Raw genomic sequence first — 12,663 nt, 5'->3', positions numbered from 1 at the left:
TTTTATCCCTTCACGGCGCCGGCGGCGACGCCGCGTACGAACAGCTTGCCGGACACAAAGTAGATGATCAGTGGCACGAGACCGGTCAGCACGGTGGCAGCCATGTTGACGTTATATTCGGGCGTGCCCTGGGCCGAGTTGACGATGTTGTTGAGCTGAACTGTCATTGGGTAATTTTGCGGACCGGCAAAGACGACGCCGAAGAGGAAGTCGTTCCAGATACCGGTGATCTGCAGGATGAGCGCGACGACGAAAATCGGCAGCGACATGGGGAGCATGATCTCGAAGAAAATGCGCCAGAACCCTGCCCCATCGACACGCGCTGCCTTGAACAGTTCCTGCGGCAGCGAGGCGAAGTAGTTGCGGAACAGGAGCGTCAGGATCGGCATGCCGAAGATGGTGTGGATGACGATAACGGCCTGGAGCGAGCCGAAAATCCCCATGCCGCGCGTCAGCATCACCAGCGGATAGAGCATCACCTGATAGGGGATGAACGAGCCGAAGATCAGGACGGCAAAGAAGATTTCCGAACCCTTGAAGCGCCAATTGACCAGGGCATAACCGTTTACCGCGGCGATGAAGATCGAGACGATGGTCGAGGGGATGGTGATCTTGACCGAGTTCCAGAAGCCGGGGGAGAGACCATTACAGGTGAGACCCGTGCAGGCACTGGTCCAGGCCTTGACCCAGGCATCGAAGCTCGGCGCAGACGGCAGCGCGAAGATATTGCCGAAGCGGATTTCGGGCATGGTCTTGAGCGAGGTCACGACCATGACATAGAGCGGAAAGAGGAAGTAGAGCGCGAAGAAGATCAGGGTCGTGTAGATCATGATCTTCTTGGGCGTGAAGAACGGCTTGGGGCGCGGACCGCGTGGGTCCGTGGCCGCGTTGCCGCTAGTTGCCGGCGCGGAGCCGGTCATAGTCGCGGTCTGGCTCATTTGCGCCCCTTTCCGCCAAATTCGAGATAGGCCCACGGAACCATGATGATCATGACCGTGAGGAGCATCATGGTCGCGGCAGCGAGGCCCTGGCCGATATTGCCGCCCGAGAACATGTAATTGTAGACGTATTTGGCGGGCACTTCGGACGAGATGCCCGGGCCGCCATTGGTGAGCGCGACCACAAGGTCATAAAGACGGACGATGCCCGAGCCGATGAGCACCACGGCGGTGACGAGCACGCCGCGCATCATGGGCAGAACCACCGAGATATAGGTGCGCCAGGTCGGGATGCCGTCGACGCGCGCGGCTTTCCAGATCTCTTCATCGACGCCGCGGAGACCGGCGAGCATGAGCACCATACAGAAGCCGACGCCCTGCCATAGACCGGCAATGAGCAGCGCGAAGAGCACCATGCGCGGATTGGCGATCCAGTCGAAGGTGAAATTGGTCCAGCCCAGGTTCCGCATCGTGCCCTGAAGGCCCAGAGTCGGGTTCATGATCCACTGCCAGACAAGGCCGGTGACGATGAACGAAAGCGCGAAGGGATAGAGCATGATGGTGCGGAAGGCGCTTTCGAAGCGGATCTTCTGGTCCATCAAAACGGCGAGCAGAAAGCCGAGCCCGAGGGTCAGCACCAGCGACATGGCGCCGTACATCAAGAGATTGATGACCGAGACATTCCAGCGCGAGGTGGCGAACAGGCGCTCGTACTGATCGAAGCCGACAAACTTGCCCGTCGGCAGGAGTTTGGAGTTCGTGAACGAGTAATAGATCGTCCAGATGGTGCAGCCGATGAAGACGACGAGCACCGTCGCGACCATCGGGATTGCCGCGACCTTGGCGGACAGGTTGTGAAGGAAGAATTTTTTAAAGGCGCTGGGCCGGCTGGATGATCCAGCCACCGGCGCGGATTGTACGGCAGTGTCCGCCATCAGTGTCTCTCCATACGACAGTGGTCGACCTTGTCGATTCAAGGCCGACCACCGCTTTTCAGTGATGAGAAGTTATTCTCACCGAAACGACCGACGCTTAGTCAGCGGACTCGATGATCGAAGCATAGCGTTCGATGTAGTCGTCGACAGTGATGCTGTCGTCATCGAGGAACTCGGTGTTGAGGTCCGTCATCTGCTGCTGGGTGTCTGCGGAGAGAGCAAAGTCACCCGACGGCAGCAGACCGTTCTTGAGAAGGCCGAGAGCCTTCTGCATGCACGGATTGGCCTGCGAGAGGTCGATATCCGTACGGATCGGCATGGAGCCCTTCTTCAGGTTGAAGGCGAGCTGAGCTTCTGGCGAGATGATCGTGCGCGCAAGCTGGGCCTGTGCTTCGATGACAGCCGGATCGGTGCCTTCTGGAAGAACGGGGAAGTAGAACGAGTCGCCGCCGCCGGTCAGCTGGGTGCCGAGGCCGAGAGCCGGGAGACATTCATAGTCCTTGCCGGGAACGGCGCCAGCAACCTGAAGGTCGCCCTGGAGCCAGTCGCCGTGGATGTTGCCAGCCGCGGTGCCTTCGATGAGCTGCGTGCCGACGTCGCCGAAGGACGGAACCATGGTCTCAGGCGAAACGACCTTGCGCAGAGCGTCGAGAGCTTCGGCAACCTTGCGGAATTCCGGGCTGCGAACAGCTTCGGCATCCTTGTCGCGGTTGATCTTGAGAACGAGATCGGAACCACCGATGCCCGACATCAGAACGCCCGGGATACCCGAGAACGGCCAGCCCGTGGCAAGACCGAATGGCAGGATGCCGGCTTCCTGCAGAGCAGGCCAGGAGGCGACGTATTCGTTCCAATCCTTGGGGACCGGCTGACCGATCTTTTCATAGGCCTTGGTCGAGAGCCACAGCCAATCCCACGAGTGGATATTGACGGGCAGGCAGTAGAGGCCGCCGTCGATCTTGCAAGGCTCGAGGAGCGACTGATCGACGTAGAACGAGTCGATGTTCATGTCGGCAACGACATCGGTCAGGTCGCGGATGAGGCCAGCCTGGATGAGTTCTTCGGCATCGCGGCCGGTGTTCATCTGGGTGGCGCCCATCGGGTCGCCGCCGATGATGCGGCTGATGATGACGGGGTTGGCACCGGTACCCGAGCCAGCGAGGGCCGAGTCGATCCACTTGTTGCCGGTTTCTTCTTCGAAGACGCGGGCAAATTCGGCCACGGCGGCCGCTTCACCAGCGGACGTCCACCAGTGGGTCACTTCGAGATCGGCTGCGTACGAAGACGTAGAGCCGAGCAGCGCGGTCGCCATCATGGCAACCACTGCAAATTTCTTCATAGGAATGTCCTCCCAACGAACACGAGGAGCTGTGTGCCCCCATTCATGCCACCGGCCGGCGGATCCCCGTTCCTCCAGACACCCGTTCGGCCGCATGTAATCGATTGCATAAACCAAGTGAAATAGGTTGTGCAATCGATTTCATTAGTTTCATACACGTCTTGCAGACCTGTCAAGATCGAATTAGACAGATTGCGACACTGACAGCGAGAGGGGGCGCTGCCAGCCGTGACAACAGATCGAAAAACGACGACGATTCAAGACGTTGCGCGTATAGCCAATGTCTCCACAGCAACTGTGAGCAGAGCTCTTTCCGCCCCTGACAAGGTGAGCGAGGGAACGCGTGCGCGCGTCTCGAAAGCGATCCGTGCAACCGGTTACACGCTCAATCAGGCAGGCCGGTCTTTACGCCAAAGGTCGGCGAAAACCATCCTTGTCGCCATCCCCGATATCAGAAATCCGTTTTTTTCGCTGATCCTCGACGCCATAGAGCGGGAGGCGGCTAGTCGGGGGTTCGGCGTCCTCGTCTTGAACCTTTATTTTGGCCACGAAACCATTCGCCGGCTGCAAGATTTTCTTCTCTCGAACCGTGCCGATGGGCTGTTGCTGCTCGATGGATCGGTCGACATGCACATGCTGCGCGAGCTTGCCGAACAAGCCGCGGAGATTCCGCTGGTGGTGGCCTGTGAAGAAATTCCCAATTCGGGATTTCACACGGTACTGACGGATAATGTCGAGGCGGCGGAGCGGGCAACGCAGCACCTGATCGACCTGGGACATCGCAAGATCGCGCATCTGGTGGGGCCGGATCATAACGTCGTGGCGCGCGAGCGGCTGGTGGGTTATCTCAAGGCGCTCAATCGCGCCGGCCTCCCTGCCCTGCCCGAATGGCAGCTGCGCGGCAATTTCGACATGGAAAGCGGCTTTGCAGCGTCGGCCCGGTTCCTGGGCGTCGCCGACCGGCCAAGTGCGGTCTTTGCCGCAAACGACGAAGCCGCCATCGGTTTTCTGTCGGGACTACGGAATCACGGCCTGATCTGTCCGCGGGACGTTTCGGTGGTAGGATTCGACGATCTCGGCGTTGCTGCACATTATGCCCCGCCACTAACCACGATGCGCCAACCGCGCGAAACGCTTGGCAGAATGGCCGCGGAAGCGCTGATCGATCTCGTCGAAAATCCCGGCGTCATCGCGGCGCCGCTCCGGATCGTGCTGCGCTCGGAATTGGTAGTTCGCGAGAGTACGAGCCGTGCCCCAATCCAAGTGACCGCGAAAGCCGCCGAGATCGTCGCTTCCTGATCGTGGGGCATTTCATTTTTCGCCAAATCCGCTAAAGGGAGGTTCGTGCGGTCCCGTAGCTCAGCTGGATAGAGCAGCAGCCTTCTAAGCTGAAGGTCACAGGTTCGAGTCCTGTCGGGATCGCCAGTCCATCCGCGCTGGCTTATGGGCCGCCTCTAGACGTTCAACACTATCGGAGGAGGCCGGTTTGGCTCTCTTTGCCATAAGCTTCATGCTCGAAGACGGTAGCGACTACAATGATCGCCTCGCGACCCTGGTCAAGGCGATCGAGGAAGCGGCCGATGGCGACGTCTGGTCGGAAACAGCCTCGTTTTTTCTCGTCACGTCGACGAAGAATTCGGCCAATCTCAAAGACGAAATCATGGCGTCCGTAGGCTTGCAGGATGGTGACGTGCTTCTCGTTATCAATCTGAGCAAGACCAAGGGTCACTCGACACACGGCCTTTCCAAAAAGACCTTGTTCAAGAAGCTCATCGATCAGCGCTAGCGGCAGCCCGGCTTCGCTCCATCAGGGCCTGCACCTTTTCTGTGTCTTCGCTCGACACGGGATTGTAGACGACCATCCCTAATTCGGGTCGGCCATCAACGGCAAAGGCGGAGAATTCGAGCTGCAACAGGCCCATATCCGGGTGGTGCAGACGCTTGACGCCTTCGTGGTGGGCCGCGATGTCATTGGCGATCCAGAGACGCTTGAAATCGGGGCTGGAGGCCGAAAGCTCGTCGACGAGCTGCTTGATCGCCTCGGTTGCGCCGGCGCGGGCAACGTCGGCGCGGAATGAGCCGACGACGTAGCGCGCGACGCTTTCCCAATCCTCCTGAATGGCGCGGAGACTGGATTGCCCGAACATCAGGCGCAGGATGTTGCGCTTTTCGACGGGCAGCTTGCCGTAGTCGGTGAGCACGGCCGCAGCGGCACGGTTCCAGGCCAGCACATCCCAGGTCGCGGACTTGATGAAGGCCGGGCTATGGGCCATGGCGTCGAGAACTTTTTGTAGCCTCGGCGTTACGCCTTCGATGGGTTTGTACTGGACCTCGGGAGGCCGACCGAGCGCGAGGATGTAGATGTGCTCGCGCTCCATCTCTGTCAGCATGAGGCCTTTGGAGAGGCGATCGAGCACATCGGCAGACGGCGCGCCACCGCGACCTTGCTCGAGCCAGGTGTACCAAGTGGGGCTGATATTGGATCGCTGTGCGACCTCTTCGCGCCGCAAACCGGCCGTCCGCCGCCGGCTACCGGTATAGCCGAAGGTTGCCGGGTCGAGACGGGTGCGACGATCGCGCAGATAATCGCCGAGAGCATTGCTCGAGCCTGAGGAGACCGACATCCGGGTACATCCTATACCATGATAAGATCACTACTTTAACAGGACTAGATCTACCGCCACCCTGTGAGCCGAACAATATGAAAGGTGTCTTCCATGCGCGTTTTTCTTACGGGGGCGACAGGGTTTATCGGGTCGAAGGTCTTGAATGAGCTGATCGCAGCCGGCCATCAGGTTATAGGGGTCGTGCGGTCCGAGAGTGGCGCTGATGCTGTGCTCGCCGCTGGCGGCGAGCCATATCAAGGCACGCTGGAAGCGCCGAACGGTTTGGCAGAGGGGGCGGCACAGGCAGACGCCGTGGTGCATACGGCCTTCGACCACGACTTCACCAAGTTCGTCGCCAACTGCGAAAAGGACACGCGGGTCATCGAAGCTATCGGTGGCGTGCTCGCCGGATCGAACAGGCCGTTTCTGATCACGTCCGGCGTGGGCATGGGCAATGGTCCCAATGGCGAGGCGGCGACGGAACAGGTCTTTGACCGCCAGAACGCCAATCCGAGGCGGATGTCGGAACTGGAGGGTGAGGCTATCGGCGCCAAGGGCGTCAGCGTTTCCTTCGTCCGACTGCCGCAGGTGCACGATACGCAGAAGCAGGGGCTGATTTCGCCGATGATCGAAATTGCCCGGCAGCGCGGCTTTGCAGCCTATGTCGGAGAAGGCGCGGGGCGCTGGTCGGCAGTCCATGTCAGCGACGCGGCGCGGCTCTATCGCCTGGCGCTCGAGCAGCATGAAAACGGCGCGCGCTATCACGCTGTCGCAGAGAGCGGCTTACCGGCTCGTCTCATCGCCGAGGCGATCGGAGAGGGACTCAGCATTCCCGTGCGGTCGCTCGCGCCAGATGAAATCGAGGCCTACTATGGCCACTTCGCGCATTTTGCGACAATGGACCTGCCAGCCACAAGCTATTGGACGCGCCAGACGCTCGGTTGGGCGCCGACTGGTCCGGGTTTGATCGAAGACCTGCAGAACATGGACTTCGGCAAGGCTCGATAGTCTGGGCATGAGGTGCCGGCAGGCTCGTCTGCCGGCACGCTTGAATTAGATTACCGCGGGTCTTGGGCGGTAGGCGCTTTCGAGATCGGCGATGTCTTCGGGGCTCAGTTTGAGATCGAGAGCGGCGACCGCATCGGTCAAGTGATGAGGCTTCGATGCGCCGATGATCGGGGCCGTAACGAGCGGATTGTGCAGGACCCAGGCGAGGGCGACCTGGGACATGGGCACGCCGAGGCGCTTGGCGACGGCCTCTACCTTATCGACGATACCGCGGTCCATCTCGGCGGTATCGCCATAGAGTTTCGGGATGACATTATCGGTGGCGGAGCGGCCGGTGGCCTGCCCCCAAGGGCGAGTGAGCAAGCCCCTGCCCTGCGGGCTCCATGGAATCAAGCCAACGCCCTGATCGGCGCAGAGCGGCAGCATTTCACGCTCTTCCTCGCGATAGAGCAGGCTGAGCTGGTTTTGCATGGAGATAAACGGCGTCCAGCCATTCATCTTGGCGACATATTGGGCCTTGGAAAATTGCCAGGCCGACATGGACGAGGCGCCGATATAGGTGGCCTTGCCTGATCGCACGACGTCGTGGAGCGCCTCCATCGTCTCTTCGATGGGGGTGTCATCGTCCCAGCGATGGATCTGGTAAAGGTCGACATAGTCGGTCTGGAGACGCGAGAGCGACGCATCGATCTCGCGCATGATGGCGCGGCGCGAGAGGCCGGTGGCGTTGGCGTCGGTGCGGCGGGTGGCGCCATTGACCTTGGTGGCGATAACGATGTCTTCGCGGCGCACGAAATCCTTGAAGGCGCGACCGACGATCTCCTCGGAACTGCCATCGGAATAGACATTGGCCGTATCGAAGAAGGTGATGCCAAGGTCGAGCGCCTGACGGATAAATGGCCGGCTTTCTTCTTCAGACAGGGTCCAGGAATGGTTGCCCTGATCGGCAGCACCATAGGTCATGCAGCCAAGGCAGAGCCGAGAGACTTTCAGGCCGCTATTGCCAAGTCGTTTATGGTCCATTCTCGCTCTCCCGATCCGATTGTTGGCCCAAAGGTAAGCCGTGGCGGCGGTAGGTGTATAGGACTAATCGGCGAGGTTAGCCGATGTTGCTCGGACCCACGCTACTTAGCGCCTCACAGATCGACCCAGGCGCGGGTGCGCGTCGATGTTTTCACCGCGTCGAGAACCTGCTGGTTTTTCAATCCATCTTCGAAGGTGGCCCCACGTTTCAGGGCCCTGCCTTCGCGGATGGCGGAGGTGAGCTCATGGAGCGCGGCAACGACGGAGACGTTCCACACGCCTTTGTTGAGACCCGGTAGCTGGGCATTGGGGTCATCGACGGTGATATCGGTAAATCTCTCGCCGGCCTTGGCGAACATCAAGCGTTCGGTGTCGTTGTCGAGCAGGATGCTGCCCTTGGAGCCGAAGACCTGGGTCAGGTTGCCGATATTGTTGGCGGCGACGCCGGACATGAAGACCTGAGCCAAAGCACCGCTGGTCATTTCCAGGGTGAAATAAGAGAGGTCGTCCGCAGTCGCCGTCCAGGCCTCGCCCGTTTTCTTGTCGATCCGGTCCGGGATGACCGTCAGCGCCTGGCCGACAACCGATCGCACGGGACCGAGCCACCAGCGCAGCATGTCGACCTGATGGCTGCCATTGGCGCCGAGGCGGCCGCCGCCCTGCTCGGCAAGGCTCCACCAATCGCCTTTCGGGCGGCTGGCGGGATTGGCCCAGGAGGCGCCGATATTGGCGATGTTGACGTGGCGAATGTCGCCCAGCTCGCCCGAAGCAATGAGCTCGGCGACGCGGGCGCGATTGGGGTTGAAGCGGAGTTCGTGGTCGATCATGTGGACGCGGCCGAGTGCCTCGGCCTTGTCGAGCATGGCCTTGGCTTCGGTTGCGTCCATAGCCGTCGGCTTTTCGCAGAGCACATGGGCGCCGCGGTCGAGGGCAGCGAGCGTGATAGGAGCGTGAAGGTCGGTGGGGGTGGCGATCAGGACAAGGTCGAGCTGGTGATTGTCGAGCATCGCCTGCCAATCGTCATAAGCTGCGCCGACGCCGAATTCGGAGGCCGCGGATTGGGCGCTTTCCAGGCGGCTCGAGGCCATGGCGACGACTTCGGTACCCTCGACGTGGCGAAGAGCGGGCAGATAGGCAGCACGGGCAAAGCTTGCCCCGACAATTCCGATTTTCATTTTTGTCTTTCCGGTTTCGGGATCAGGCCATGGTCTTGAGGCGCGGATCGAGGAAGTCGCGCAGCCAATCGCCGAGGATATTGAAGGACAGCACGGTCAGGACGATCGCCATGCCAGGGAAGAACGCCAGCCACCACTTATTGGCCATCAACTGATCGCGGCTATCGGCAAGCATAGCGCCCCAGGTCGGCACATCTGGCGGTACGCCGAGGCCGAGGAATGAAAGCGAGGCCTCCGAGAGGATCACCGAGGCAACGTTGAACGAGGCGATGACGGTGAGCGGCGCGATGATATTGGGCAGAATGGTGCGGAAGATGATGAGGAAGGTGGAATCCCCAAGGGCACGGGCGGCCTCCACATATTCCTTCTCGCGGATGGACAGGGTCTGAGCCCGGACGATGCGGGCATAGGTGACCCATTGGCCAACGCCGAGGACAATGATGATGTTCACGACGCCTGGCCCGAGGATGACGAGGAACATGATGGCGAGGAGAATGAACGGGAAGGCGAGCTGGATGTCACCGAGGCGCATGATGACGTCATCGATCCAGCCGCCGAAATAGCCGGCGAGCAGACCGGCAATAACCCCGATCGTGCCGCCAACAAGAATGGCGCAGATGCCGACGAGGAGCGAAACGCGGGCGCCATAGAGCAGCCGTGAGAACACATCACGGCCGAGCCCGTCCGTGCCGAGGAGGAAGAAGGCGTTGCGGCGGCCCTCGGTCAGCGGATCGGCAAGGCGCATCATGATGTCTTGCCGATTGGGATCGAGTGGCGAAATCCACGGGCCAAAGAGAGCGGCGATGGCGACGCAGAAGAGGATGAGCGCCGCAACGACAGGCCATTTGGCCTGGACCATGGAGCGGATGGCGCGACGGAATTCGCGCCGGCGGTGGGACATGGGGCGCGTGACGATGACGGGGCGTCCTGCAGTTTCGACCGACATTGGAGCCTCCTAAAGTTTCACGCGAGGATCGATCCGGGCATAGACCAGGTCGACGATGAGATTGAGGGCGATGAACACCAGAGCCAGCGTCACGACGGCGGCCTGAACCACGGGAATGTCGCGCTGATTGATGGCGTTGAAGACGAGCCGGCCGATGCCGGGCCAGGAAAAGACCATTTCCACGACGACCACGCCACCGATCAAGAAGCCGAATTCGAGGCCGATCATGGTGACGACGGGAAGCCAGGCATTGCGCAGGGCATGGCGGATGACCACGGCGCGCTCGCTGATACCCTTGGAGCGGGCGGTGCGGACGAAATCTTGCCCGAGCACTTCGAGCATGGACGAGCGCACGAGGCGGGCATTGCGCGAGATCGAATAAAACGCCACCGCGAAGCCGGGCATGATGAGGTAGTAGAGCGTCTGCGGCAGATTGGTGAAGGCGCGGACGAAGTCGCCCTGAATGAGCGGCATGATGAAGGGCACATGGCCCGAGATCGGCAGGATGCGCAATTGCAGGCCAAAGAACATGATCATCATAATGCCGAGCCAGAAACTCGGGATCGACTGACCCAGCATGCCCATGGTCATGATCGAGCCATCCACCGCGCTGCCGCGATTGAGCGAGGCGACGACGCCGAGCGGAATGGCGACGACAATGGCCAGGAACATGGCAAAGAGCGTCAGTTCCAGCGTCGCGGGAAGCGCCTCCATCACCGCTTCGATGGCGGGGCGTTTGTAGGACAGGGAATTACCAAAATCGCCGCGGGCGAGATTGCCGAGAAAATTGATATATTGCTCGGGCAAGGACTTGTCGAAGCCCAGGGCCTCGCGGGTGCGCTGTATTTCAGCTTCGGTCGCGCGTTCGCTGACATAGAGATAAGTGGGATCGCCGCTCATCTGCAGGGCGGTGAAGGTAATCAGCGTTACCCCGATGATGACGATGGCGCTTTGCAAAAGCCGCCTGACGATGAATGTCCACATACGCGGTCAACCGATCTTGGAGAGGCAGGGGATGCGCCGCAGGACGGCGCACCCGGTTAGTTTGAGGCTACTGCTTGAGTGCCGCGGCAAAAAGCTCGATTTCTTCATCGCGGCGGGGCGTCCAATCGATGCGATTGGAGACGCCATAGAAGTCGGGCTGGAAGTAGAGCTGGAGCCATGGGCCCTCGTCGTAGAAGAGCTTGAGCATGCGATTGATGATCGGGCGCGCCTCTTCCACCGTGTCGGCGGCAAGAGCCAGTTTCCAGTCATCGAACCAGCGTGGGTCCTTCCAGCTCTGGTAATTCGTCGCCGCGTCGGGCGTCGAAAAGAGGCTCATGTCGTAGAGCGGGTTCCAGGTGACACCACCCTGCCCGAGGAAAAAGAGCGGGCCCATTTCCTTGGTGCGGAGCAGCGGGGAATAGACCGAGGCCCATTCGAGCAGTTCGACGTCGGTTTGAACGCCGATATCGCTCAGATACTGGCCGATGGCTTGGACGACATTGGCATCGTTGAGATAGCGACCGCGCGGGCCTTGCAGGCGAATGTTGAAGCGGACGCCGTTTTCGCCACGGGGATAGCCAGCCTCATCGAGCAGCTTTTCGGCCATGTCCGGATCATAAGGGACAGGCTTCAAGTCCGGGTTGCCATTGGGCGGATTGACGAGGCTCGTCATGCGCTCGCATTCGGTGCCGAGAAGCTGGGTGCAGATGCTTGGGACATCGACGGCATATTGCAGCGCCCAGCGCACCTTGGGGTCCTGGATTTCCTTGGCGCCCGGCATGCCGGCAACGCCTTCGCCTAGGTTGAACCCGACCTGCATGCGGCGGGTACCGCTGACCTTGGCAACGGTGGCCGTGCCGGATGCATCAACGGCGGGGACCTGATCCGGCGCGACATTGGTGATGATATCGACATTGCCCGCGATCAATTCGGCCGTGCGGGTCGACGCCTCAGGAATGATGCGCCAGATGATGGTATCAAAAGTGCCGGGATCTTTGACCTTTTCGAGGACGATCTGCGAGCCGCGATCCCAGGAGGCGAGGCGATAGGACCCCGATCCGATTGGATTTGCCGCCGCTTCCTCGAGCGTCATCTTTTCGTAGCTGTCTTTGCAGTGAATATAGACCTGCGCCATCACCCCCAGAGCGAGCGTGGTCTTGGCGCTGAGGTTGATCTTGACGTCGAGATCGTCGACGACCTCGGCGGATTTGAAGCCGAGCGTCGTATAGACAAAGCCCGGCGTATTGCCGGTAAAGGCATTGGCCGGATCAGCTGCGCGATTGAACGAATAGGCGACGTCTTCCGCAGTCAGCGGTTCGCCATCGTCGCAGGTGAGGCCATCCTTGATCTTGAACGTATAGGCAAGCCCGTCGTCGCTGACCTTGGTGTCTTCGACGAGATAGGGCTCGACTTCACCCTCGAACGTCACGCGGAATAGCGTCGCGAAAATATGCTTGGAAATATTGGAATTGTCGCGGCTCGAAATCTGGGCCGGATCAAATGTGGATGCGTCGGCGCTCAAGCCCACGACGATCGTATTGTCGGGGGGAGCCGCCAAGGCTGTGGTCGAGAGCGCAGCGCCCAATAAGGCGGCGACGGCACCAAAGCGAAACAGTGTTCTCATTGTCATTCCCTCATTGACCTCCCGGATACGCATTCTCGCCGGCTATGCTGCCAGCTTGTGCCGGCACGCAGGGCTTCTCCTGACC

Annotated in this window: 12 protein-coding genes and 1 tRNA gene; 4 read left to right on the top strand and 9 right to left on the bottom strand. The window is 60.5% G+C overall.

Annotation, left to right across the window (positions count from 1 at the left end; translation table 11 throughout):
• Nucleotides 1-2 precede the first annotated feature (2 nt).
• The 3 genes from ASE94_RS15820 to ASE94_RS15810 all read right to left on the bottom strand — a co-directional run bounded on the left by ASE94_RS15820 (nt 3) and on the right by ASE94_RS15810 (nt 3,212).
• Complete coding sequence (locus ASE94_RS15820; protein WP_244484122.1) at nt 3-920, bottom strand: carbohydrate ABC transporter permease; 918 nt, start codon at nt 918-920, stop codon at nt 3-5.
• Nucleotides 921-934: 14 nt separating this feature from the next.
• Nucleotides 935-1,873 (bottom strand): sugar ABC transporter permease, encoded by a 939-nt coding sequence (locus tag ASE94_RS15815; protein ID WP_082461248.1) that lies wholly within the window; start codon nt 1,871-1,873, stop codon nt 935-937.
• A gap of 97 nt (nt 1,874-1,970) precedes the next feature.
• Nucleotides 1,971-3,212, bottom strand: coding sequence for an ABC transporter substrate-binding protein (locus ASE94_RS15810; protein ID WP_061906912.1), 1,242 nt, complete (start codon nt 3,210-3,212; stop codon nt 1,971-1,973).
• Between the two features lie 228 nt (nt 3,213-3,440).
• On the opposite strand from ASE94_RS15810, the gene ASE94_RS15805 reads away from it, so the two are divergent.
• From ASE94_RS15805 to ASE94_RS15795, 3 genes are all read left to right on the top strand, one after another.
• Nucleotides 3,441-4,511 carry a LacI family DNA-binding transcriptional regulator gene (locus ASE94_RS15805; protein WP_082461247.1) on the top strand — a complete coding sequence of 357 codons (1,071 nt, stop codon included), beginning with the start codon at nt 3,441-3,443 and terminating at the stop codon, nt 4,509-4,511.
• Between the two features lie 49 nt (nt 4,512-4,560).
• Nucleotides 4,561-4,637: transfer RNA gene (locus ASE94_RS15800), tRNA-Arg, on the top strand.
• A 61-nt stretch (nt 4,638-4,698) separates the two neighbouring features.
• A complete protein-coding gene (locus tag ASE94_RS15795) occupies nt 4,699-4,998 on the top strand; it encodes a hypothetical protein (RefSeq protein WP_061906914.1) in 300 nt (99 codons plus the stop codon).
• Here ASE94_RS15795 and ASE94_RS15790 read toward each other — a convergent pair.
• Nucleotides 4,982-5,836: a helix-turn-helix transcriptional regulator gene (locus ASE94_RS15790; protein WP_062631192.1), complete on the bottom strand. Its 855-nt coding sequence runs from the start codon at nt 5,834-5,836 to the stop codon at nt 4,982-4,984. The two genes, ASE94_RS15795 and ASE94_RS15790, sit on opposite strands and share 17 nt — an antisense overlap.
• A 93-nt stretch (nt 5,837-5,929) precedes the next feature.
• Here ASE94_RS15790 and ASE94_RS15785 point away from each other — a divergent pair, with 93 nt between their 5' ends.
• The gene (locus tag ASE94_RS15785) at nt 5,930-6,826 is read left to right on the top strand and encodes an SDR family oxidoreductase (protein ID WP_062631191.1); all 897 of its coding nucleotides are present in this window, start codon (nt 5,930-5,932) and stop codon (nt 6,824-6,826) included.
• A 45-nt stretch (nt 6,827-6,871) separates the two neighbouring features.
• Here ASE94_RS15785 and ASE94_RS15780 read toward each other — a convergent pair whose 3' ends face one another.
• The 5 genes from ASE94_RS15780 to ASE94_RS15760 form a co-directional block, all read right to left on the bottom strand.
• Complete coding sequence (locus ASE94_RS15780; protein WP_062631190.1) at nt 6,872-7,849, bottom strand: aldo/keto reductase; 978 nt, start codon at nt 7,847-7,849, stop codon at nt 6,872-6,874.
• 113 nt (nt 7,850-7,962) lie between these two features.
• Nucleotides 7,963-9,024 (bottom strand): Gfo/Idh/MocA family oxidoreductase, encoded by a 1,062-nt coding sequence (locus ASE94_RS15775; protein WP_062631189.1) that lies wholly within the window; start codon nt 9,022-9,024, stop codon nt 7,963-7,965.
• 22 nt (nt 9,025-9,046) lie between these two features.
• Nucleotides 9,047-9,970 carry an ABC transporter permease gene (locus ASE94_RS15770; protein ID WP_082461246.1) on the bottom strand — a complete coding sequence of 308 codons (924 nt, stop codon included), beginning with the start codon at nt 9,968-9,970 and terminating at the stop codon, nt 9,047-9,049.
• A 9-nt stretch (nt 9,971-9,979) separates the two neighbouring features.
• The gene (locus tag ASE94_RS15765) at nt 9,980-10,954 is read right to left on the bottom strand and encodes an ABC transporter permease (protein WP_061906919.1); all 975 of its coding nucleotides are present in this window, start codon (nt 10,952-10,954) and stop codon (nt 9,980-9,982) included.
• Nucleotides 10,955-11,021: 67 nt separating this feature from the next.
• Nucleotides 11,022-12,578 (bottom strand): ABC transporter substrate-binding protein, encoded by a 1,557-nt coding sequence (locus ASE94_RS15760; RefSeq protein ID WP_062631188.1) that lies wholly within the window; start codon nt 12,576-12,578, stop codon nt 11,022-11,024.
• Between the last annotated feature and the right edge of the window lie 85 nt (nt 12,579-12,663).

Source organism: Devosia sp. Leaf64 (assembly GCF_001421945.1).
Taxonomy (GTDB): Bacteria; Pseudomonadota; Alphaproteobacteria; order Rhizobiales; family Devosiaceae; genus Devosia.
This window is presented reverse-complemented; position numbering and strand designations above follow the sequence as displayed.